The 23,347-nt window shown below is 42.1% G+C and carries 16 protein-coding genes and 1 tRNA gene; 6 read left to right on the top strand and 11 right to left on the bottom strand.

Annotation, left to right across the window (positions count from 1 at the left end; all coding sequences use genetic code 11):
• Positions 1 to 127 precede the first annotated feature (127 nt).
• Positions 128 to 2,143, bottom strand: coding sequence for an NADPH-dependent 2,4-dienoyl-CoA reductase (locus tag CXF88_RS12150; RefSeq protein ID WP_101087068.1), 2,016 nt, complete (start codon positions 2,141 to 2,143; stop codon positions 128 to 130).
• A gap of 163 nt (positions 2,144 to 2,306) precedes the next feature.
• Between CXF88_RS12150 and sppA the strand changes: the two genes are divergently transcribed.
• Both sppA and ansA read left to right on the top strand, forming a co-directional pair.
• Positions 2,307 to 4,151: a signal peptide peptidase SppA gene (gene sppA, locus CXF88_RS12145; RefSeq protein WP_101087067.1), complete on the top strand. Its 1,845-nt coding sequence runs from the start codon at positions 2,307 to 2,309 to the stop codon at positions 4,149 to 4,151.
• Between the two features lie 131 nt (positions 4,152 to 4,282).
• Positions 4,283 to 5,296 (top strand): asparaginase, encoded by a 1,014-nt coding sequence (gene ansA / locus CXF88_RS12140; RefSeq protein ID WP_101087066.1) that lies wholly within the window; start codon positions 4,283 to 4,285, stop codon positions 5,294 to 5,296.
• A 136-nt stretch (positions 5,297 to 5,432) separates the two neighbouring features.
• Here ansA and CXF88_RS12135 read toward each other — a convergent pair whose 3' ends face one another.
• The 5 genes from CXF88_RS12135 to CXF88_RS12115 all read right to left on the bottom strand — a co-directional run bounded on the left by CXF88_RS12135 (position 5,433) and on the right by CXF88_RS12115 (position 9,926).
• The gene (locus CXF88_RS12135; protein ID WP_101087065.1) at positions 5,433 to 5,714 is read right to left on the bottom strand and encodes a DUF1315 family protein; all 282 of its coding nucleotides are present in this window, start codon (positions 5,712 to 5,714) and stop codon (positions 5,433 to 5,435) included.
• Positions 5,711 to 6,028 carry a zinc ribbon domain-containing protein gene (locus CXF88_RS12130; RefSeq protein ID WP_101087064.1) on the bottom strand — a complete coding sequence of 106 codons (318 nt, stop codon included), beginning with the start codon at positions 6,026 to 6,028 and terminating at the stop codon, positions 5,711 to 5,713. The genes CXF88_RS12135 and CXF88_RS12130 overlap by 4 nt, the downstream gene beginning before the upstream one ends.
• Before the next feature lie 56 nt (positions 6,029 to 6,084).
• Complete coding sequence (locus tag CXF88_RS12125) at positions 6,085 to 7,209, bottom strand: M14-type cytosolic carboxypeptidase (protein WP_101087063.1); 1,125 nt, start codon at positions 7,207 to 7,209, stop codon at positions 6,085 to 6,087.
• 106 nt (positions 7,210 to 7,315) lie between these two features.
• Positions 7,316 to 7,978, bottom strand: a complete 663-nt coding sequence (locus CXF88_RS12120; RefSeq protein WP_101087062.1) for a response regulator transcription factor — start codon at positions 7,976 to 7,978, stop codon at positions 7,316 to 7,318.
• 157 nt (positions 7,979 to 8,135) lie between these two features.
• On the bottom strand, positions 8,136 to 9,926 hold the full coding sequence (locus tag CXF88_RS12115; RefSeq protein ID WP_101087061.1) for a DUF885 domain-containing protein: 1,791 nt from the start codon (positions 9,924 to 9,926) through the stop codon (positions 8,136 to 8,138).
• A gap of 351 nt (positions 9,927 to 10,277) precedes the next feature.
• Between CXF88_RS12115 and yegS the strand changes: the two genes are divergently transcribed.
• The gene (yegS, locus tag CXF88_RS12110; protein WP_101087060.1) at positions 10,278 to 11,207 is read left to right on the top strand and encodes a lipid kinase YegS; all 930 of its coding nucleotides are present in this window, start codon (positions 10,278 to 10,280) and stop codon (positions 11,205 to 11,207) included.
• Between the two features lie 53 nt (positions 11,208 to 11,260).
• On the opposite strand, the gene CXF88_RS12105 is transcribed toward yegS, so the two are convergent.
• From CXF88_RS12105 to CXF88_RS12085, 5 genes are all read right to left on the bottom strand, one after another.
• Positions 11,261 to 12,580 carry a DEAD/DEAH box helicase gene (locus tag CXF88_RS12105; RefSeq protein WP_101087059.1) on the bottom strand — a complete coding sequence of 440 codons (1,320 nt, stop codon included), beginning with the start codon at positions 12,578 to 12,580 and terminating at the stop codon, positions 11,261 to 11,263.
• A gap of 183 nt (positions 12,581 to 12,763) precedes the next feature.
• A tRNA-Ser gene (locus tag CXF88_RS12100) sits at positions 12,764 to 12,853 on the bottom strand.
• A 231-nt stretch (positions 12,854 to 13,084) separates the two neighbouring features.
• Complete coding sequence (locus CXF88_RS12095; protein WP_101087058.1) at positions 13,085 to 13,717, bottom strand: YchE family NAAT transporter; 633 nt, start codon at positions 13,715 to 13,717, stop codon at positions 13,085 to 13,087.
• A gap of 850 nt (positions 13,718 to 14,567) precedes the next feature.
• Complete coding sequence (locus CXF88_RS12090; RefSeq protein WP_101087057.1) at positions 14,568 to 16,619, bottom strand: S9 family peptidase; 2,052 nt, start codon at positions 16,617 to 16,619, stop codon at positions 14,568 to 14,570.
• 206 nt (positions 16,620 to 16,825) lie between these two features.
• Positions 16,826 to 18,403: a fumarate hydratase gene (locus tag CXF88_RS12085; RefSeq protein WP_101087056.1), complete on the bottom strand. Its 1,578-nt coding sequence runs from the start codon at positions 18,401 to 18,403 to the stop codon at positions 16,826 to 16,828.
• A 138-nt stretch (positions 18,404 to 18,541) separates the two neighbouring features.
• Here CXF88_RS12085 and pabB point away from each other — a divergent pair, with 138 nt between their 5' ends.
• The 3 genes from pabB (at position 18,542) to CXF88_RS12070 (ending at position 23,248) form a co-directional block, all read left to right on the top strand.
• Entirely contained in the window at positions 18,542 to 19,987 is a 1,446-nt protein-coding gene (pabB, locus tag CXF88_RS12080; protein WP_101087055.1) for an aminodeoxychorismate synthase component I, read from the top strand.
• 493 nt (positions 19,988 to 20,480) lie between these two features.
• Positions 20,481 to 21,155 carry a glutathione binding-like protein gene (locus tag CXF88_RS12075; RefSeq protein WP_101087054.1) on the top strand — a complete coding sequence of 225 codons (675 nt, stop codon included), beginning with the start codon at positions 20,481 to 20,483 and terminating at the stop codon, positions 21,153 to 21,155.
• A gap of 371 nt (positions 21,156 to 21,526) precedes the next feature.
• On the top strand, positions 21,527 to 23,248 hold the full coding sequence (locus CXF88_RS12070; protein WP_101087053.1) for a phospho-sugar mutase: 1,722 nt from the start codon (positions 21,527 to 21,529) through the stop codon (positions 23,246 to 23,248).
• The last annotated feature ends 99 nt before the right edge of the window (positions 23,249 to 23,347 follow it).

Raw genomic sequence — 23,347 nt, 5'->3', positions numbered from 1 at the left:
ATCCTGACTTATTTTATTGGGATACTAAAAAGCCTTCTGCATTACAGAAGGCTTTTTATATTGACGCATCAGAGGCCGAAACAACGCAAATTGTGGACGTTATTTCACACTAGAAACTCTGTGACAATTAAATACTCATCGCGAGTTCTGCACCTTGGCGAATAGCGCGTTTGGCATCTAATTCAGCCGCCACATCTACCCCACCAATTAAATGTACAGGTAATCCTGTGGCTTTCATTTCATCAACCAAACTGCGATTCGACATTTGTCCGGCACACAACACCACATTATCTACAGCAAGAATTTCAGATTGTTCACCTATTTTAATGTGAAGGCCTTGTTCATCAAACTTTTCGTAGATTACGCCGGTTTTCATATGCACTTGATGTTGCTTCAACACGCTGCGATGGATCCAGCCAGTAGTTTTACCTAAACCTTTGCCCATTTTGGTAGTTTTACGTTGCAATAAATACACTTCACGACCAGGAATATGTTCGGCTTCTTCAGTTAACCCGCCAGCATTCTGATAGGTTTTATCAATGCCCCACTGTTTTAACCATTTATCCGGTTGCAAAGTGCTCGATTCTAATTCGCATAAGAAATGCGCCATATCAAAACCAATACCGCCAGCACCAATTAATGCTACCGTTTTACCCATTTCAACTTGGCCCGTTAATACTTGTTGGTAATCGACCACTTTAGGATTATCAAAACCCGGTAAATCCAACGCTCGTGGTACCACACCAGCGGCGATGACCACTTCATCAAATTTCTCATTGGCCAGCACTGCCGCATCCAATTTAGTGTTTAGACGCAGTTCAACGTTATGCAGTTTAATTTGGTTAATGAAATATCGAATAGTTTCACTAAACTCTTCTTTACCCGGGATTTTACGCGCTAAATTAAACTGACCACCGACTTCAGACTTGGCTTCAAACAATACCACTTCATGTCCACGCGACGCTGCGTATACCGAGAACGCCATTCCCGCAGGACCGGCGCCCATAACAGCGATACGTTTTTTACTGGTTGTTGGGGTAAAATTAATTTCGGTTTCATAACAAGCACGGGGATTAACCAAACAGGTTGCCCGCTTCATCGCAAAAGTATGGTCCAAACAAGCTTGGTTACAACCAATGCAGGTATTAATCAACTCTGGGGTATTAGCTGCCGCTTTATTCACAAACTCTGCATCTGCTAAAAATGGCCGGGCCATCGATACCATATCAGCTTGACCTGATGCAATAATCGCCTCGCCAATTTCTGGGGTATTAATTCGGTTGGTGGCAATTAACGGAATCTTGACTTCTTTTTTGAGCTTTTCTGTTACCCAAGAAAAAGCACCACGCGGTACACTGGTCGAAATCGTCGGTACACGTGCTTCATGCCAACCAATACCGGTATTAATAATACTCACACCGGCTTGTTCAAGCGATTTTGCCAGCTGAACCACTTCATCCCACGTTGAGCCATTGTCGACTAAGTCGAGCATCGACAAACGGAACACAATAATAAAGTCACTGCCTACTTTCTGACGAATAGCGTTAACGATTTCAATCGGAAACTTAACCCGATTGTCATAACTGCCGCCCCATTCATCGGTACGTTTATTGGTGCGCGAACTGATAAATTGATTGATCAAATAGCCTTCAGAGCCCATGACTTCAACGCCATCATAACCAGCTCTTTTCGCCAATGCCGCGCTGGTAGCGTAGTCTTTAATCGTCGAGCGTACTTGACGAGCAGACATCGCAGAGGGAGTGAACGGGGTAATGGGCGATTTTACTTTGCTCGGCGCTAAGCTAAAAGGATGATAGCTATAACGACCCGCATGCAAGATTTGCATACAGATTTTACCGCCCGCTTCATGCACAGCATCGGTAACTATTTTATGTTTACCCACTTGCCAAGAAAAGCTTAATTGGCAGGCATGTGGCGCTAAACGGCCACGTAAATTAGGTGCGATACCGCCAGTAACGATTAACCCGACGCCACCTTGAGCACGCTCTTTATAAAAAGCTGCCAGTTTCTCAAATCCGCCTTTTTCTTCTTCTAACCCCGTGTGCATTGAGCCCATCAACACGCGGTTTTTCAGCTGTGTAAAGCCGAGATCTAAAGGTTCTAATAAGTGTGGAAACGACATTCAAACATCCTTTTTAAACAAGTGATTTAAACCAGCATACCCCGACAGTAAAGTTTGCTCAATCATTTAAACGCTCGTTTGTTAAAAACCTTTACAATTGAATTTCACATTTTTATTGATTTTCAGTTAGGATGACTACATTAGACTGATAAAGGAGTGGCAAATGTCCGCTAAACCCTCGTTTTTAAAAAGGATGTTTTTACTGTTATGGAATACAGTAAACGGTATCCGTAAGTTCATCATCAACGTTATATTTTTTGGTTTGTTGGCTGTCATCGCTGTAGTACTTCTCAACAGCGAAGATGAAATTGTCGTCGAAGATCAATCAGCATTAGTGCTGAACTTGTCTGGGAGCATAGTGGACCAAAAACATTATGTAGACCCAATAGAAATGGCATTTAGCCAAGGGCAAGCGAATGATCCAGAAGGTGAAATTCTATTAGCCGATGTACTTTATACTATTAATAATGCGACTCAAGACGCCCGCATTAACAGTATAGTACTGGACTTAGCGGATCTTCGTGATGCCGGTATTAGTAAAATGACCGCTATAGGTGAAGCATTAACCCAGTTTAAAGCCGCCAATAAGTCAGTTATCGCTATGGCCAATGGTTATGATCAAAACCAATATTTTTTAGCCAGCTTTGCAGACAAAATATACCTTAACAACCAAGGTATGGTAGCGCTTGATGGCTTAAGCCGTTATCGCTTATATTACAAGGCTGCACTCGAAAAACTCAAAATTACCACTCACGTATTTCGAGTGGGAACCTTTAAATCAGCTGTAGAGCCCTTTATTCGTGACGATATGTCTGATGCCGATAAAGTCGCCAGTAAAGTATTGTTAAACGATATTTGGCAAAGTTATTCAACTATTGTGGCCAGTAACCGTCAAATAGCCCCAGATCAATTAGTGTTAACTCCAGATGAATTCCTTGCTCAGCTTGATAAAGCTGAAGGTGACAGTGCTCAAATGGCTGTCAACATGAAATGGGTTGACGAACTGGTTTCGGCTGATGCGTTCCGTGTCGCGATGATTGAACGTGTTGGCAGTGATAAAGAAGGTAAAAACTTTAAGCAAATTAGCTTTAATGATTACCGAGCGTTAACCGCACCTATGCCTAGCTTTGTTGAAAAAGACGCAGTTGCCGTTATCGTTGCTAAAGGCACGATTCTTAACGGTAAACAACCTGCTGGACAAATTGGCGGTGAAAGTACCTCTGCATTGCTAATGAAAGCACGCTTTGACGATAAGGTGAAAGCCGTCGTGCTTCGCGTTGATAGCCCTGGTGGTAGTGCATTTGCGTCAGAACAAATTCGTCAAGAAGTGTTAGCCCTAAAAGCAGCAGGTAAGCCTGTGGTTGTTAGCATGGGTAGTCTTGCTGCATCTGGCGGATATTGGATATCAGCCAGTGCCGACTATATTGTTGCAACACCAACAACCCTAACGGGTTCTATCGGTATTTTCGGTATGTTTGCTACGTTTGAGCAAGCACTGAATCATTTTGGTGTGACCTCTGATGGTGTCGCAACATCTGATTGGGCCGGATTATCGCCTGCACGCGAATTAAATCCGCAAGTGGCTGCTGTTGTACAACGCCATATTGAACGTGGTTATCATGAGTTTATTTCTCTGGTAGCAAAAGAACGTCATATGACACTAGAGCAAGTTGACAACATTGCTCAAGGCCGAGTATGGACTGGTAAACGCGCACTCACCTTAGGCCTAGTTGATGAACTAGGTGATATGGATGTGGCATTAGCCAAAGCTGCTGATTTAGCGAAAATGGACAAGTTCGACGTTAAATTGATTGAACAAGAGCTTAGCGCTGAACAACAACTGATGCAGCAAATCATGGGTGCGACTGCCGCTTATGTTCCAGACAGTGTTCGTCAAACCAGTTTCATTGAGCGCTTTGCCAAGCAGTGGGCTGGCGCATTTGAAACATTGTCGATGTTTGATGACCCTAATCATGTCTATATGTATTGCGAAAACTGTAATTACTAATCACTCAAATGACCGCAATATGAAGATTCTTCAAAAAAAGCCTGCTTAGCAGGCTTTTTTATTGGGGATCGACAAATAAACTCGTATAATTTCCACAATCTGCAATCGCTGTTAAAGAAGAGCCTACATACATGACAAAACGTTCCATTTACGTTGCCTATACTGGCGGTACCATCGGGATGCAAAAGACCGATAATGGTTTTGTGCCAGTATCTGGGTTCTTAACCGATTGTGTGCAGTCAATGCCTGAGTTTTATCATGAAGAAATGCCTGAATTCGTTATTCATGAATACAGCCCATTAATTGACTCATCCAATATGGCACCGCCGGATTGGCAATTGATTGCTAATGATATTCAAGCCAACTATGAAAAGTATGACGGTTTCGTTATTTTGCATGGTACAGACACCATGGCTTATACCGCATCTGCATTGTCATTTATGCTGCAAGGTCTATCAAAACCTGTCATTGTTACTGGTTCACAAATTCCGTTAGCTCAATTACGTTCAGACGGTCAAACCAACTTGCTCAATTCGCTTTATATTGCAGCCAACTACCCCGTTGCAGAAGTCTGTTTATTTTTTAATAACAAACTGTTTCGTGGTAACCGCTCAACCAAAGCCCATGCTGACGGATTCGATGCGTTTGCATCGCCTAATTTTCCTATGTTGCTCGAGGCAGGCATTAAAATAAACCTTAAAGCAGGGAAAATAACCAAACCAACAGGTGAGCCTTTAGAAGTGGTGACAATTAGTCCACAACCTGTTGGTGTGGTGACACTTTATCCAGGGATCTCCACTGACATTTTTAATAATATTTTACAACAACCGGTAAAAGCACTGATTTTATTGACCTTTGGCGTGGGGAATGCACCACAAGATAAGAAGCTACTTGATACACTTAAACAAGCCGATGAACGCGGTATTATATTGGTTAATTTGACCCAGTGTTTCCAGGGTAAGGTCAATATGCGCGGTTATGCTACAGGTAATGCTTTAGCACAAGCTGGGGTAATAAGTGGTGCTGATATGACCATTGAAGCGGCGTTAGCTAAATTGCATTATTTGTTGTCTATTGGATTAACGTCGGCGCAAATTAAGCAACGTATGCAGCAAAACCTTGTTGGTGAACTGACAACGGACTAGTTTAGGTTATTGATACTGTTACGGGGTTATTGTACTAATCAGATAACAGCTAAATAAAAATGCGAGCTAATGAGCTCGCATTTTTTGATGTTATAATATCCATTATTGATAACAAATAGTATTTATTATCAGATAATTACAAATCAGCTTCTTTAAACTCGGCGATGGGCTCACCTTTAAACTGTTTTTTCAGCTCTGATTTAGACAGCTCATTAATGTTACCACCGGCTGCGATGGTAAAATGTTCAGTTTGCTGCAGCTTACGTGCTTGATACAACATCACTACTTGCAAAGTCGATTCACGCTGTGGCTGAGTTAATACTGTACCATCATCCCACTTACCTAACTCAGACGCAGACAATAAACGCAGGTATACTTCTTCAGGCATTTCATCAATGACTTTATTGATATCGTTCATACTGATTTCCGTTTATGTAACACTATTCTGACTCGGGTAACAAGATAACCCGTAAAACCAATAACAAAACTTGCGATCGCGATATAAGAAGTTAACCCCTGTGCAGGCTCTCCTCCCCAAAACCACACCACAACTCCTGCGATAAATAATGTCAAAAAAATAAAGCTTTGAGTCATTAAGCTATTTGAACGCTCAATGTGACTGATAATCATTAATGACTCAGTATTACCACTCAAATCGGTTTTACAATGCTCACATTGCTTAGCCAGACTTGAAATTCGCTTTTGACATTTAGGACATGCAACTAAGGCCATAATTCATTCTACCTGCTTGATTATCTGAAGATAAAAATTACCGCGTACTGTCGCGATTATAAATTATCAACCACCGCTAACATCGCAACTAAAGACGCTTCACCTAAATATACGCAACGCTCTGGAGACCAGCCCACAAATGGATCGGCTAAATTGGCATTGTCTTTAAATGGCATTTCTAAGGTGTTCGATAAACAACTGAACGTATTAGCAACCCAATTAGAACCTACCGTTAAATTAGCTTTGCCTGGCTCATCTTTATCGTAACCAAACTCTGTTTGGAAATCCGCACTGGCAATGGTCAATGCACTGAGAAATTGCTGCTGTAATTGAGCCATCTTATCGTTGTAGCTTGGCACCCCTTCACAACCGGCAAGGAACACATAAGGCAGGCCTTCATCGCCGTGCACATCGTAAAATAAATCAACACCAGTTTGATGCATTTTATTAACGACATAATACACTTCAGGGCTTTTCTCTAAGCTCGGTGTTTGCCATTCGCGATTTAAGTTAGTACCAACAGCATTAGTCCGTAAATGGCCGCGTGCGCTGCCATCAGGATTCATGTTTGGCACAATATAAAAATTGGCTTTGTCTAATAAGGCTTTAGATGTTGGACAATAACTATCAAGCAATTGATTTAATAAGCCTTCAACTAGCCATTCAGCCATCGTTTCACCCGGATGTTGACGCGCAGTAATCCAAATATTCTTTTTATCTGGGTTAGCATCACCAATTTTTAGTAAGGTCATGTCGCGACCATCAAGGGTTAACCCAAGGTGCTCAAGACTCACAGCAGGATGTAATTGCACTTCACTGATCAAATCTAAATGACGTTCGTAGCTGTACGGTGCAAAATAAGCTATTTGAATGGCTTCACAATCTAGCTCAGCCTGGATGGTTAATTTTCCGTCGACATACTGAGTCGGTAATCTGAACCACGATTGGCGGTCATAACTGGCAACTGCTTGATAATCGTCCCAGCCAGCTGGATAAGAGGCACTACCTGCATTGAGGATGTTAAGGATATATGTCTGGCCGACTTCCCCTTCTAAACGGAAGTTAAACCATTGATAAAACTCACCACCAAAATCGGGACGAATGGCGAGTTGTATATCGTCATGTTTGTCTAGGTTAATGACGTGAATATTGCCGCCGTCAAAGTTTGCTGTAATCCGCATTAGATTATCCTTTATGTGCTTGCGCTTATTTTGGGCTTAATAACGATTGGTATCAGCCTTATTTTATGCGCCATAGCTTATCAAATGCGGCAATAGGTGTGAACCATTAAAAGCTAAAGCAGTAACCTTGACCGCGAACGGTATTAATCAATTCGCGTGGTAAATTGCGTTTAACTAATTTACGGCGTGTATTACTGATATGCATGTCTAAATTACGGTCAAAACGTCCAAGTTCCTTGTGCAATACCCGTAGTTGCAGCTCTTCTTTGGTGACCACTTCACCTTGTCTATCAAACAAATATTTAAATAACCGATATTCCGTTTGGGTCAACACTAGCGACTTTTCTGCAAAACTAATGGTATAGCAGGTATCATCAAAGCCAATATAGTCATTAACCACGTCATTAATTGGTGCTTGGGTGCGTCGATGGAGTACATTAAGACGTAACTGCAATTCGCGGATATTAATCGGTCGAGTGAGATAATCGTCGGCGCCTAACTCTAGCGCATTAATGCGCTCCAGTTCGCTGTTACTTTCTGCTAATACAATAATAGGCGTTCGGGTTTGTCGTGCAACGAGCAGCCAAAATGACTCCATTTTGGGAACCGAAAAATCTAATAATATGGCTTCAAGCTGCTCAGTTTCCATTTGGATCAACGCATCAAAGGCATTATTAACCCGATGAACACTGTAGCCCTGCTCATTTAGCTGTCGAGTTACGTCACTTTTATCGGAAAGGGTATGTTCAATGAATAGGATATTCTTCATGCTCAGCTACTTAATGATAACGATTACCATTAAGATTATCATAATTATTTAGCCAAAACCAGATTTAATCGACCCTGTAGCCCTTTTCATTAACAAAAAGGCCTGAAACTTCAGGCCTTGAGACATTTGTCACAATAATGAATGAGACATCATTGGTCTATTTATCTGTCATCAACTGTTTAATAAATTTAACCGGCGCACTACCGTAACTTAAAAACTGTTCATGAAACTGCTTTAAATCAAAGTTTTCACCTTGCTTAGCTTTAAGTTGTTCGCGGAAATCATAGATCTCACGATAGCCAGCGTAATAGCTAGTCAGTTGCACTTGACTTAAGGTCGCTCGACGCCACTTTCCTTCAGCTTCAGCGCGTTGTTGGAACGCTTCATTCTCGAGCAAGTCAATCACCTCTTGCTCACCCATTCCGTTAACCTGAATGCTGTAGTCTAAAATAGTGTTACAAATGACCCGTAAATTCCATTTGTAATACATCAACCACATTTCAGGTTCAAAATTACCATAACCTTCTTCCAGCATCATACGCTCGGTATACACTGCCCAACCTTCAATCATGGCACCGTTACCAAATAAGCTTTTCACTAAACTAGGAGATTGGTTAGAAAAGACTAATTGTGTGTAATGCCCTGGGATAGCCTCATGAATATTCAGTACCTGTAAAATCCAGTGATTGTATTCACGTAAATAGCTTTCGGCTGACTCATCACTCATGTCATCGAGGGGCGAAACGTTGTAGTAAGTATTACCGCCTTTGTCATAAGGCCCTGGTGCACTGATAGAAGCACCCGCAAAACCGCGCATGTATTCAGGGGTTTCACGCACAATTAACGGTTTGTTAGGATCAAGAGTCACCAGTTGTTTATCATTGACAAATTTAATCAGTTCTGGAATTTGCTTACGCACTTCAGCAACAAAGTTTTCTCGTTTAACATGTTTGGTTGATAACACATCAATTAACTGCCGAATAGCTTGTCTCTCATCGGCCGGTTTTGGGGTATCGATATACTTTGACCAAATGGTATCGGTGATCTTAGCCATTTCTTGCTGAACATGATTTTTATCTGCCACAGCTTTGTCATATAACTGTTTAGCGGTCATACCAGACTGAATATCGAAGGCGAATTTTTCTTCGTATAAGGTTTCACCAATACGGAAATCACGGCCTCCATTTTCGGTTAGCTTAGTTTCAAGCGCGGTTAACCACTCAATGTGCTGTTTAATCGCTGCAGTTGCTGCATCAAAACGCTCAGCAAATAACGCTTTCTGCTCTGCGCTTAAGCCTGAATCAGTGACTTGCTGGGCTAACTCGGCAGACAATACCGAAAATGCGCCTTGATTTTGCATAATCGCTAATTGGGTATGCTCAAGTGTCGGCTCACTAATATTTTGTCGCGCGGCCTCATAATAAGCGGGCACATTTTCAAGACGTGCAATAACAGAGCCTAAGCGCTCATCTAACGGGGCAAAGTCTTCATTGATGATTTGCGCAAAACCACCGGCAACATTGTAATTAGATGGATCCCATTGCCAACCTTTAAAGCGTGTAATTTCCCATTGCATTGACTCAACTAAATTACTCAGTAATTTATAATCAATTAACTCGTTAGCAGATAATGACTGCGGATCGAATTGGGCTAGTGCCGCTTGCTGTTGCTTAACAAATTGCAGCGTTTTGTCGCGGCTAGCTTGATTAGGGATATCTAAATAGCCATCATTAACATGTTTGCCACTGTACAGAGCCCACGTTGGTGATAATGCCCACAGCTCATCAATAAACTGTTGTGAATATTTGTTAAAGGTTAATTCTGCCACGGTTGTAGTTGTGCTAGCCTCTGCAGTAACGGTCTTGGTTTGTGGACTTGGCTTAACCGAGTCATCGCCACAGCCGACCATGGCAAAAGTAACCGCCAAAGCAAGTAAAGATTTTTTCATGAGTTATCCCTTACATTGTTATTATTTTTTAGTGTGTTTACACTTATTTTTTATCGGCATCGCTTTCGCGAGTATAGATTTTGGCTGCCTATATATTTTGTGCTTAAATAATTTGTGGAACTTAACTATTTTGGAAACTTAACGGTTTTTGGAACGTATACTTTTTCTACATAGTGATGAGTAAAAATCATCCTTAGACAATTATAATTAGTTAATCATGTTCGTCACGGTTTTGCAGCATGCAGACACCTTTTGTGACATAAAAATAGTGAATCGATCAACTGCTTGTAGCCTAGAAACCGATTTTTAGTTACATAGCCGTGTCCATAATAATCAACAGAGGTCTTAACGATGCCTTCAACACATATCCGACTACTGCTTAATGGTAAAAAAGCCGCCAATGTCGACATCAGACAATCGGTTATCGCTTTACGTGAAAAGGGCCATACTGTTGATGTGCGGGTCTCTTGGGAAAGTGCCGATATGTTGCGTTTTATGACGGAAGCAATAGCCGATAATGTCGGCAGAGTGGTTATTGGAGGCGGTGATGGCTCACTTAATGAGGCTGTTAATGCCCTGATGCAACTGTCACAACAGGATCATATGCTCGAAATAGCCGTGCTGCCATTAGGCACGGCAAATGATTTCGCCACTGCGTGTGGCATTAGCAATAATATTCATTCCACTTTGGAACTGGCGATTCATGGTGACAGCTACCCTATTGATATCATTAGAGCCAACAATAATTATTTTATTAATGCGGCTGTCGCCGGTTTTGGCGCGCAAGTGACTGCAGAAACACCAACAGAGTTAAAAGATTTTCTGGGCGGCGGGGCTTATACCTTAATAGGATTGGCAAAAGCATTAGGCTTTAAGCCTTATCAAGGCAGTATTACCACCGATAAAGGCACGTTCGATGGCGATATTCTGGTAGGCGCCATTTGCAATAATAAGCAAGCTGGCGGCGGACAAATGCTGGCGCCCAATGCGTTAATTGATGATGGCTTGATGGATATCACCCTGCTGAAGTCATTTTCAACCTTTGATATCCCGGTGGTGTTAGAAGAAATACAAGCCATGAGTCATGAAGCCAGGTTTTGTTATCATTTTCAAACCCGTTGGCTAGAAATTGATTTCCCTATCAAGTTACCGCTTAATTTAGATGGCGAACCCTATCCAACAGAGCAAATGCGTTTTGAAGTACTCCCAAAAGCCATTCAGTTTGTGTTACCGCCAGACTGTCCATGCCTTGAGAAATCCACACAAAAAAGCGGAAAGTAAATTCCGCTTTAATCGCCGATACAACAACTAAGTTAATCGTTTATCTAATCAGTTTAGATATTCCACGGATTAGGTTTATTACCTTTCGGCGAGGCTGGCGCTTTAGCTGTTTTGGTTTTTCTAAAGTCAGCTGAAGCCGTTTTCGATTTGCCTAAACTCAGCGTAGGTCGGTCTGTCGCTGAGGTTGATTTATGCTGACGATTTTTTGGGATAAAATTCAACACCGAAATAGGAATAGGCTTAGATGGTTCAAAACCGACTATTTCTTTGCGTTCAATTAAATGCCCCAAACGACTTTCAATCATACACAGGTTTTTAAAGTCATCATTGGACACAAAAGAAATAGCGACACCAGCAGCACCGGCACGACCGGTTCGACCAATACGATGAATGTAGTCATCGGCCGGATAAGGCAAGTCATAATTGATTACACGAGATAAATCGTCAATATCAATACCACGCGCCGCAATACCGGTAGCTACTAGGTATTTAATGTTACCCGATTTAAAATCAGCTAAAATTTGTTCACGCACTGGCTGGCTGCGGCCACTGTGAATACACTCTGCAGCAATATCACGCTTTTCAAGCTGACTGACTAATTTAGCGGCACCTTGCTTAGTTTCGATAAAGATTAGCGCTTGGTTCCACTCTTCGGTTTTAATTAAATGACTTAATAAAGCTGATTTTTTATCTTTATCAACCGTCGTTAACCACTGCTCGATTTTCGGTGCTGAATCGCGATCAGCAATCACCGAAATTTCCACAGGACGCTTAATGGCCGTTTTCGCTAACGCACGCACTTGGTTTGATAATGTCGCGGAAAACAATAAACTCTGACGTTCAGAAGGTAATTTATCGATGATTTTATTAATATCTTCGATAAAGCCCATGTCGAGCATTCTATCGGCTTCATCAAGCACCAACACTTCAATTTCATCAAAGTGCACAGCACGTTGGGTATATAAGTCGAGTAAACGTCCTGGTGTCGCCACCAAAATATCCACACCATCAATTAAGGCTTGTTTTTGCGGCTTCTCATCAACCCCACCATAAATGGCGATAGAGGTTAACGATAAATGCTTGGCGTACTGCACTACGTTGGCGTGAACTTGCACTGCGAGTTCGCGAGTTGGGGTTAAAATCAACGCTCGAATACGTTTTGCACGCTGGGTTTCAGTGTCGGCTAAGCGTTCTAATATTGGCAATACAAAGCTTGCGGTTTTACCGGTGCCCGTTTGCGCCGCGGCAAGCAGGTTCTTACCCTTTAAAATAACCGGAATAGTCTGTTGTTGAATCGGTGTCGGCTGACTGTATCCCACTTCATGTAGGGCATTGACAATCGTGTCGCGTAATCCAAGTGTCGAAAAAGGCATGAAAGTGGGTCTCAGTAGTAAAACAAGAATAAAGCATTATAGAGGCTACGCATAACAAGCGCTAACACCTCGTTAATATAAAGTCATACTAGACAACGGCGAGACGAAGCATCAGCCAAATTGTCAGTATTGTATTAAAACACAAATGAAAAAAGACGTCCGAAGACGTCTTTTTTCATAATATGGCGGTGAGCGAGAGATTCGAACTCTCGTTAGGGATAAACCTAAACACACTTTCCAGGCGTGCGCCTTCAGCCACTCAGCCAGCTCACCAATTTGTGACTGACTTTTTATCCATATTATTAAAAGACATCAGATAAAAAGGCAGTACTTAATATTTAATTCTATTGAGTGGGATAATTACCTCTCAACAATACAAAACCACTTAATACTAACCGCGGCAGTGCTAATCGAGGCGTACTTTACGCAAATGATGATAGCGGGTCAAGCTAAAAATCCCCACTATCAAGCGTTTGCACAAATGCACAGCAACTAGCAAGCTAACTAACCTATTAAGGTAGGGAAAAGTCCTTTAACACCCGCGGCGATCACTTCAATGCCTAAAGACAACATCAGTAGACCCATTAGACGAGTAATAACGTTAATGCCAGTTTTACCTAATAGTTTAAACAGCATTGGCGCCATACGAAATAAACCCCAACTAACAAGACCTAAGATAATAATGGTTAAAAACATACCAATGTAGTTGGTTATTTGGTGATGCTCCGCCGCAAACACAATCACCGCACTAATGGCGCCAGGACCAGCCATTAATGGCAAGGCTAAAGGGACAACCGCTACAGACTCCATACCTGAAGACTCACGGTCTTCTTCTTGGTTGCGTTTCACTTCACTGATTTTACCTTGTAGCATCGACATGGCAATAATACAAATCAAGCTACCACCGGCAATACGAAAAGCCGATAATGAAATACTGAACATACTAAGAATGTAATGCCCTGCTATTGCCGTCACCAATAAAATGACCACTACGGCAAAGTTTGCCACCCGGTTGGTATGTCTACGCTCAACTTCAGTTTGATGGCTGGTTAAACTAACAAAAACAGGTAATAACCCTACTGGGTTAATAATGGCTAATAGTCCTAGAAAGAACTTGATATAAAGCATGAAATCCACTTGGTATAACCCTCTTGATATTACCTGTATTGAAGCTCGATTCTGAGGGCGCTAATGTAGCTGAAACATTGCCATTCCCCAAATGAAATTTTTTATATTTGATAGACCGTTTTACAATACAAAAACTAATGCTACGTCTATTATTTGTGTTTTTACATCACAATGACAGTTAACGTAAACACGCACTTTTAGTTATTTTATTTCACTATACAGTTCTAATTAGCATCAATATGATGATTTAACCTACAACATAACTTAAAATATTGTTTGTCTGTGGTTAACCTACATATTATTCAACAAAATAAGAATAGCCTTATGATGAAAAATACTAACGATAGCGGAGTTTTTATTTCTCCTAAAAGTATACATTTAGCCGGTCAGTTTATTTTGACAGTATATAAGTGTATTTTTTAGGTAAACAGTATAGATATCGATTCCAGCATCACCTTGACTAATGAATAACTCATTGCCTCTGGTAAAACTGCGATTGGCTTGACCCACAATATCTGAAGCTACAATAGCTTAGGCACAAAAAAGAGATGTTGCCAGTGGCAACATCTCTTTTAATTAACTCTGAAAGTAACTCTGCTGTGAAGATTAGGCCATTATTTCAATACTGACCTGCGTAAACCCTCTACAGAGAAACTACACAATATTTAACCTGAACTCGGGATAAGAGACAAATATATGATTATAAAGATCATAGTCATATACGTTAACTCTCAAACTTGTCATTTTTTTTACTAACAAGGCGAATTGACGCGTCAATAGCGGGTCTATTGCAAGTTAATTCAACAACGTTAGCAAGGCAAAGAGCTGTTTGAGAGACGTTTGTTATCCCAATTTCAGGTTATTTAGCTGTCCAACGATCCATCCAGCCTAGTACATTCTTGTACCATAGCTGTAGGTTATCTTGATTTAAAATCCAGTGATTCTCATCTGGAAATACCAATAGCTCTGAAGGAATACCTTTACGCTGCATAAAGGTAAATGCAGCAAGACCTTGGCCATAAGGTACACGGTAGTCTTTTTCACCATGGATGACGAGCATCGGCGTTTTCCAGTTTTCAACATAGTTTACTGGGTTAAACTTTTCATATAGCTCTTTGTTTTGATCGTATGGGCCACCGAATTCATATTCAGGGAACCATAATTCTTCTGTAACGTAATACATAGAACGCATATCAAACAAACCAGCATGGTCGACTAAACACTTGAAGCCATCGTTCCATTTACCTTGGAACCAGTTCATCATATAGCCACCGTAAGAACCGCCCAGTGCACATGCATTGTTAGCATCTAACCAAGGTTGCTGCGCGGTAACTGCTGCCATGCCTTTTTTAAGATCTTCAAGCGGTTTTCCGCCCCAATCCTTGCCAATAGAGTCGGTAAACGCTTGACCATATCCAGTAGAACCATGGAAGTCGACCATCACTACGCCATAGCCTGCACCCGCCCATAACTGAGCATTCCAGCGGCTGCTGAAACTGTTACCAAATGAGCCTTGTGGGCCGCCGTGTACCAGGTAAGCTATTGGGTATTTTTTACCTTCTTCATAGTTAACAGGTTTGATCCAATAACCATGAACGGTTTCGTCATTCCAACCTTTAAAGTTGAACTGTTCAAAATCACCAAACTTAATGTCAGCTAATTTTTCACTGTTGACGTTGGTTAGCTGTTTAAGTTGTTCACCTTCAAGTGACACACTGAATAAATCGCCAGGTTCAACTAATGATGACTTCTGGAAAATAAGACGATTACTGGTCACAGCCACTAGGCTGTTACTGCCTTGGTTGTAAATAGGACGCACATCACCAAACTGAGTGTTCACTTCAAAAATGGTCACTTGCCCAAGATCTTGTGCTGTCACATACAAAGTACGACCATCGGCACTAAAATTTAATGAACTCGCGCTGCGATCCCACAATGGTGCGACTTCTTTTTCCTGACCTGTAACATTGTCACGTAACATAATGCGGGAGCGATCAGCTTCGTAACCCGCCTTAGACATGGCTAAATAAGCAAGATAACGGCCATCGGCAGAGAACGTTGGCTGGGCATCCCATGCTTGGTTATCTGGGGTTAAGTTAACCGTTTCACCGCCAGCTACAGGCACTTGCCATAAATCGTAGTTAGTAGTCCAAGCTTGATCACGGCTAGGCGCTTTCGCGCTATAAACAACGTACTTACCGTCTGCAGTAAAGGTGACTTCTTCCATACCAGAAAATGGCTTAGGCGGTGTTTCAGTGTCACGGCCCGCTGTAACGTTTGTCGCTGTGGTAATTTTGTTGCCATTAAGCGAGGCGACAAACAAATGATTACGTGCATGATCTTCCCAAGTGTCCCAATGACGTACCATCAACTGCTTGTATTGACGCCCGGTGCTTTTACGTTCAGCTTCGGCAGTAAACTTGTCTTTTGAACACGCTAAGTCTTTACACTCTGGAAATACTCGCAACGTCATAACAACTTGCTTACCGTCGTTAGACAATTTGTAGCCATTGATATCTAACGGTAAATCGGTAACCGCGATAGCTTCTCCGCCATCAAGGGCCAATTGATACAATTGACTGGTGCCGGAGCGCGTGGCGAGGAAATAAATCGATTTTCCATCGGGCGAGAAGCTGACATCGTGTTCAGTACCGGCTGCCGAGGTAAGTTGCTTTGGCTTAGCATTTTTCTCGTTCAAATCGAGAAGATAAAGATCTGAGTTGCCCTCGCCTTTATCATCAACCACTTTTACGCCGTACACCATGGTTTTACCATCATTTGATACGGCCGCTGAATGCAACTTATTTAAGTTAACCAGTTGCTGAACATTAAAAGCTGCGGGCTCTGCCGCAGACACTGATGTTGCCATGCCAGCAGCAACCAGTGCGAATAATACAGAAGACTTTTTCATTGTTATCATGTCTCAGTTGTTTAAATAAAACGTATTACGTTTGGGCCACAAATACAGCCAATATCAAACGTAATCATAAAATGTATATTGCAGACTAACCAAAGCAAAACGCTCAGGCAACAAGCCTTTTGTAAAAAGCTGTAAACCCGAGCGTTTAATCACATTGACACTTATCGCTTATGTCTAAGCACAATGTTATCGATGGCTTACTTATTAGCTTTACTGTTAGCGATATTAATTTTCCAAATCGCTGGGCCAGTTTCGTGCGCATTAACACCATTGGTATCAACCGCCACGGTTACAGGCATGTCTTGCACATCAAATTCGTAAATCGCTTCCATGCCTAAATCTTCAAATGCGACAACACGTGATTTCTTAATCGCTTTCGACACTAGGTATGCCGCGCCGCCAACAGCCATTAAATACACTGCTTTGTGCTTTTTAATTGAAGCAACCGTTTCAGGACCACGCTCAGACTTACCAATCATGCCCATTAGACCTGTTTGGTCTAACATCATGTCAGTGAACTTATCCATACGGGTTGCCGTTGTTGGGCCTGCAGGGCCAACCACTTCATCACCGACAGGGTCTACTGGGCCAACGTAATAAATAAACTTACCGGTAAAATCGACGCCTGCTGGTAAACCTTCACCAGATTCAAGTAACATTTGAATCCGTTTATGAGCAGCGTCACGGCCAGTCAGCATTTTACCGTTGAGTAATAAGGTATCACCACTCTTCCAAGTTTCGATTTCAGCTTGAGTGACCGTATCTAAATTGACACGGTGAGTGTTTTCTCCCGCTTCACGAGTAATTTCAGGCCAATCAGACAAAGATGGAGGTACTAAATCGACTGGACCAGTGCCATCTAAATGAAAATGCACATGGCGCGTTGCTGCGCAGTTAGGGATCATCACTACTGGTTTAGACGCTGCATGAGTCGGTACAGATTTAATTTTAACATCTAATACTGTAGTGAGTCCGCCCAACCCTTGAGCGCCTATGCCTAAATTATTTGCGCGTTCAAAAATGTCTAAACGAAGCTTTTCTTCTGTGGTCTCTGCACCACGAGCCATCAACTCATGAATATCAACAGGGTCCATTAATGATTCTTTGGCCAGAACGGCCGCTTTCTCAGCAGTACCACCGATACCTATGCCTAACATACCCGGTGGACACCAGCCCGCGCCCATTGTTGGTAATGTTTTTTCTACCCAAGCGGCGATATCGTCTGACGGATTAAGCATGGCCATTTTGGATTTATTTTCCGACCCACCACCTTTAGCGGCAATCATCACTTCTATTTGATTACCAGCAACCATGTCAATATGAACCACTGATGGTGTGTTGTCTTTGGTATTTTTACGCGCACCGGCAGGGTCTGACACTATTGATGCACGTAATGGATTATCTGGATTGGTATAAGCACGACGTACACCTTCATCGACCATTTCTTGAACTGTCATGTCAGTTTTATCCCACTGAACAGACATACCAATTTTAACAAAGGTGGTGACAATTCCAGTGTCTTGGCATAAAGGCCGTTTGCCTTCGGCTGACATACGGGAGTTAATCAGAATTTGGGCAATGGCGTCTTTCGCGGCAGCGCTTTCTTCACGCTCGTAAGCTTTGGTCATTGCATCAACAAAGTCTTTGGGATGGTAATACGAGATGTATTGCAGAGAATCAGCAATACTTTCAATAAAGTCAGCTTGTTTAATCACGACAGCTTGACTAGATATAGGTGAATGAGTTGTAGAGTGAGATGTGGTATTCGTCGACATATGGGGTGCTCCAGCAGCCATTGCGGCCTAACATGGTTATCGTTTTTATTAGAATCGATTTAATATTAACTATTAAGACCAATATGATACTCTTTCCATCCTTTTTGGGCTACATCACATTTTAGATAAGGGTTATCGATGTCTGCGCGGGCAAAAAACGCACTCTTCATGCAAAAACTGGACTGGAAAATAGACACAAAGCAACTATTTTCACTGGTAAGCCACCAGCCATGGGCGATATTACTCGACTCAGCCAATGCTCCGCACCAAGATGCCAAATTCGACATCATCGGCTTTAATCCTATTGCAACGTTAACCAGCAGCGATGGCATCAGTCGATTTAGTGCCAAAGACTCGGCCATCAAAGCACTCAATATTAAAATAGATCGCCACGCCAACCCCTTTAACACATTAGCTGAACTGCAAGCGCGGTTATATCCTTCAGCGCAAGACAGCCAACATCCATTTAGTGTCGGAGCCCTGGGCGCATTTGGCTATGACCTGGGCCGAAATATTGAAAAGCTGCCACAAATTGCCATTAAAGATATTCATCTTGATGATATGAATATTGGTTTTTATGATTTTTCATTCGTCTACAGTTACGTTGATAAATCTTGGTATGCTTACCATTATGATGGATCTAACGCGTTAAAAGTTGAGTTGAATTTAATTGAATCTAAAATACAAAAATCAGCCAGTAACGCAATAACATCAAGGCCTTTCAGATTAACTACGGCTTGGAGTAATCAGATAGACAGTCAGCAGTATCAACATAAATTTGCTCAAGTGCAGCAGTATTTATTGAGTGGTGATTGTTATCAAATCAATTTAACCCAACGATTTGAAGCTCAATATCAAGGAGATGAATGGCAAGCTTATTGTGCTTTATCCCTTGCAAACCAAGCGCCTTTTTCGGCATTTATGCGAGTTGATAACCACTGCATGTTATCTATCTCACCAGAACGTTTTATTAAACTTAACGATCAATATATCGAAACTAAACCCATTAAAGGTACCATGCCGCGCCATCATGATCCCATTTTGGATCAACAAGCCGCTAGCGCATTAATCACTTCCGAGAAAGATCGTGCCGAAAATGTGATGATTGTAGACCTACTCAGAAACGATATCGGTAAAGTCGCCGCCCCAGGCTCGGTTAAAGTGCCGACGTTATTCGCCATTGAAAGCTTTCCTGCGGTGCATCATTTAGTCAGTACGGTGACTGCCACACTTGCACCACACAAAACAGCATTCGATTTACTTAACGCCGCTTTTCCAGGAGGGTCAATTACCGGTGCGCCAAAAATCCGCGCAATGGAAATCATTGAAGAATTAGAACCGTCCAGACGTAACCTTTATTGCGGCAGCATCGGCTATATAAGCCAAAATGGAAACATGGACACCAGTATTACTATTCGTACTTTGGTCACTGAAAATAATCACATTTACTGCTGGGCAGGTGGTGGTATTGTTGCCGACTCCAATGGCGCTGCGGAGTATCAAGAAAGCTTTGATAAAGTCAGTAAAATATTACCTTTGTTGGCGAATCTAAATCAGCAACAAACAACTGTCGACAATCATTAATATACTGACGCTTCCCACTGGAGTGGATGATTGCGAGTAGATGATTGCGAGTAGATGATTGCGTGTAAAGAATGGTCGTTAGTAAGATTGTCACCAGCAGAATGGCGGTAATAGCATTAATTCAATGGTGCAAGCGCTTAGACGAGTTAAAAGTGAATAGTTGCTTATCTAAGTGGATAAGCCATGAAAGTACTCAAGCTAGGTTTATCTTACTCACAGCGCCCATATTGAGTACGCTTGTTAACTTCAGTTAATGAATTCTAGGCTCAGATTATCTTTTGTTATCAAAGGTCAGCAACCTTAATGCTTTCTAGACATCATCGATTTTAATAGCATTACCTTATGCTTGAATCTGTTTTTTAATCCGTGTTTTTAAACCATTATTTATAATATTCACTCAAATTACCTTCAAGCATGAACGATCGCTCAAAAACATATTGAGCATTCGTTCAAAACCTGCTTAAATACACTTCTTACTTATTAAGGAGTTCACATGATTAAATTTTATTTCCATCCAGGCCCTAACCCAATGAAAATTGCCCTGTTCCTCGAAGAAACAGGCCTTGAGTTTGAACTCGTGCCAGTGGATACCTTAAAAGGTGAGCAACATAGCGCTGAATTTAAAGCGATTAACCCAAACAGTAAAACACCCGCCATTGAAGATAACGGCGTGCGTGTATTCGATTCTAATGCCATTCTTTTATACCTTGCTGACAAAACCGGTCAATTAGCTGCAACCCCGGAAAATCGTGGTGAGCTTCTGTCGTGGTTAATGTTCGTCGCCACTGGTTTAGGCCCTTATTCTGGTCAATGTGTCCATTTCACTCACCATGCACCAGAGAAAATAGATTACGCAACAAACCGTTATCAACGTGAAACTCAGCGCCATTACCAAGTACTTGACGCACATCTTGATAACCGTGAGTTTATCGTCGGTGATGAATTGAGCATTGTCGATATTGCTGCATGGGGTTGGGTTGATAAAGTCGGCTATGTATTAGGCCAAGATGCCCTTGCCACTTACCCGAATGTTCAACGCTGGTTTAACAGCATCAACAACCGTCCTGCAGTTGAACGCGCCAGAAACATGGGTAAAGACATTCAATTTAAAGCAGAATTTGATGAAGACGCAAAACGTGCGTTTTTCCCACAAAATTATGTTATCTAAGCAAAATAGATTTTAATCGCGTTATTTTAATCGCGTTATAAAAGGCTTGTGGATGATATCCATAAGCCTTTTTTGTATTGCCTATGTAGCCCCACTCTTGCTGTAACGCCACTGTGCACGCTATAGGTTTCTATCTATACAATGTTTTTAAGTTTATATATAAAGCTTTAAAGTTGATTTACACGGTTTTTAGGTTTGATTTTTAGCTGCAACTGGTTGTTTATAAGCTAATGATCGCGTTTATGCATGTAGATTAAGCGTATAAATCATGAATACAATTTGTTATTTTTATCCACTTTGACACGAATTTACTTGTTCTTGCGGCGGTATTTTCCTACTGTTATTGAAAATGATTATCAATGAGGTTACTCATGAATACCCATCTTCAACATCAAATCAACCAATGGCTCAATAACGATCCCGACCCACACACCCGCTCACAACTGCAAACGTTAATTGATAACGGCAATGAAACAGAACTAGCGGCACGCTTTGCGGGTCGTTTAGCATTTGGCACTGCAGGGCTAAGAGGCGAAGTGGGTGTTGGGCCTATGGCGATGAACCGTTTGGTTATCCGCCAAACTACTGCCGGTCTGGGGGCTTACTTACTCGCGCAAATCGACAATGCTGCCGAGCGTGGTGTCGTGATAGGTTACGATGGTCGTCATGATTCCTTTACCTTTGCCCATGATGCCGCAAGTGTATTAACCGCTATGGGCATTAACGTGCATTTAACCTACAAGGTTGCCGCCACGCCGTTAGTCGCTTTTGGGGTAAAACATCTTAACGCTGCTGCTGGCATTGTGGTTACCGCAAGCCATAACCCACCACAATACAATGGCTATAAAGTCTATTGGGAAAATGGCGCACAAATTATTCCTCCTCACGACACAGGCATAGCCGCCCAAATTACTCGGGCTGCCACTCTGACTATTCCCTTTTTAGCACTAGACGAAGCTATCTCACAAGATAAGCTTACTTGGTTACAAGACGATTTCTATCAAGCCTATCGCCAAGGAATTCGTGAAGCTAAAGAGCTGCAATACCACAGCGGACAAGACAAGGTCAGTTTAGCTTACACCGCAATGCACGGTGTTGGTGCCGACATGGCTGAAACGGTATTAAATGATGCTGGTTTTACCCAAGTGTATTCAGTGGCGGCTCAACGTGAACCTGATGGCGACTTTCCTACGGTAAACTTTCCAAATCCTGAAGAAAAAGGCGCAATGGATTTGGTGATTACTGAAGCCAAAAAGCACAATGCTACACTCGCTTGTGCCAACGACCCTGATGCTGACCGCTTTGCTGTTGCCGCTCGCACTGAAAATGGCGACTACCAAATGTTGACAGGCGATCAAGTTGGAGTGTTATTTGGTCAATACTTACTCAGCCATGCGCCTAAAAATCAGCAACTCACTGGCACTACTATCGTGTCCTCAAGCCTGTTGTCTAAAATTGCCACTGAGTTTGGTAGCCAAAGCTATACCACTCTTACCGGCTTTAAGTGGTTAATGAATGTCGGTATTGCCAAGCACCAAGCTGACAATCAGTTCTTATTCGCTTATGAAGAGGCACTCGGTTACACCATTGGTAACTTAGTGTGGGATAAAGATGGATTATCGGCATTAGTGGCCTTTGCCCAACTGACTGCAGAACTTGCAGATAATGGACAAACCATTTGGGATAAACTCGAGCAGATTTATCGCCAACATGGATTTCACCTTAATAAACAAGTGAGTATTGCCCTTAATGCTGACACGCCAAATATTGGTGCCTATTTACGCGAACATCCACCCGTGAAAATTGGTGAGTATGCGGTGATCTCGACCGACGATTTAAAAAGTCTACAGCGCACTGCCGCTGATGGCAGCAAACAAGCCATTGATTTACCTAGCAGCGATGTGTTGATTTATGCCTTAGAAGGTGGCGCTCGAGTCATTGTTCGCCCGTCGGGTACTGAGCCAAAAATTAAATGTTATTACGAAGTGGTTGAAACCATGACAAGCTCGGACACTTGGGGATCGGCACAAACTCGTGCAGAGGATGCCATGGCGACCTTCATTACATCGCACCAAACGAGCTTACCCAGCTAGCGGCTCATAAAGCGATTAAGTCTCATTAACAATACTTAAGCCTCATTAACAAAATAAATGTTAAACGCCTGTTACTAATAGCAGGCGTTTGTTTATGGC

The organism is Shewanella sp. ALD9, assembly GCF_002836315.1.
GTDB lineage: Bacteria > Pseudomonadota > Gammaproteobacteria > Enterobacterales > Shewanellaceae > Shewanella.
The sequence above is the reverse complement of the archived record's forward strand: the minus strand, read 5'-3'. Positions and strand labels throughout refer to the sequence as shown.

Bases quoted from the DNA above. Each gene is read 5' to 3' on its own strand.
- CXF88_RS12150 (WP_101087068.1), bottom strand. From the start codon at position 2,143: ATGTCGTTTCCACACTTATTAGAACCTTTAGATCTCGGCTTTACACAG.
- sppA (WP_101087067.1), top strand. From the start codon at position 2,307: ATGTCCGCTAAACCCTCGTTTTTAAAAAGGATGTTTTTACTGTTATGG.
- ansA (WP_101087066.1), top strand. From the start codon at position 4,283: ATGACAAAACGTTCCATTTACGTTGCCTATACTGGCGGTACCATCGGG.
- CXF88_RS12135 (WP_101087065.1), bottom strand. From the start codon at position 5,714: ATGAACGATATCAATAAAGTCATTGATGAAATGCCTGAAGAAGTATAC.
- CXF88_RS12130 (WP_101087064.1), bottom strand. From the start codon at position 6,028: ATGGCCTTAGTTGCATGTCCTAAATGTCAAAAGCGAATTTCAAGTCTG.
- CXF88_RS12125 (WP_101087063.1), bottom strand. From the start codon at position 7,209: ATGCGGATTACAGCAAACTTTGACGGCGGCAATATTCACGTCATTAAC.
- CXF88_RS12120 (WP_101087062.1), bottom strand. From the start codon at position 7,978: ATGAAGAATATCCTATTCATTGAACATACCCTTTCCGATAAAAGTGAC.
- CXF88_RS12115 (WP_101087061.1), bottom strand. From the start codon at position 9,926: ATGAAAAAATCTTTACTTGCTTTGGCGGTTACTTTTGCCATGGTCGGC.
- yegS (WP_101087060.1), top strand. From the start codon at position 10,278: ATGCCTTCAACACATATCCGACTACTGCTTAATGGTAAAAAAGCCGCC.
- CXF88_RS12105 (WP_101087059.1), bottom strand. From the start codon at position 12,580: ATGCCTTTTTCGACACTTGGATTACGCGACACGATTGTCAATGCCCTA.
- CXF88_RS12090 (WP_101087057.1), bottom strand. From the start codon at position 16,619: ATGAAAAAGTCTTCTGTATTATTCGCACTGGTTGCTGCTGGCATGGCA.
- CXF88_RS12085 (WP_101087056.1), bottom strand. From the start codon at position 18,403: ATGTCGACGAATACCACATCTCACTCTACAACTCATTCACCTATATCT.
- pabB (WP_101087055.1), top strand. From the start codon at position 18,542: ATGTCTGCGCGGGCAAAAAACGCACTCTTCATGCAAAAACTGGACTGG.
- CXF88_RS12075 (WP_101087054.1), top strand. From the start codon at position 20,481: ATGATTAAATTTTATTTCCATCCAGGCCCTAACCCAATGAAAATTGCC.
- CXF88_RS12070 (WP_101087053.1), top strand. From the start codon at position 21,527: ATGAATACCCATCTTCAACATCAAATCAACCAATGGCTCAATAACGAT.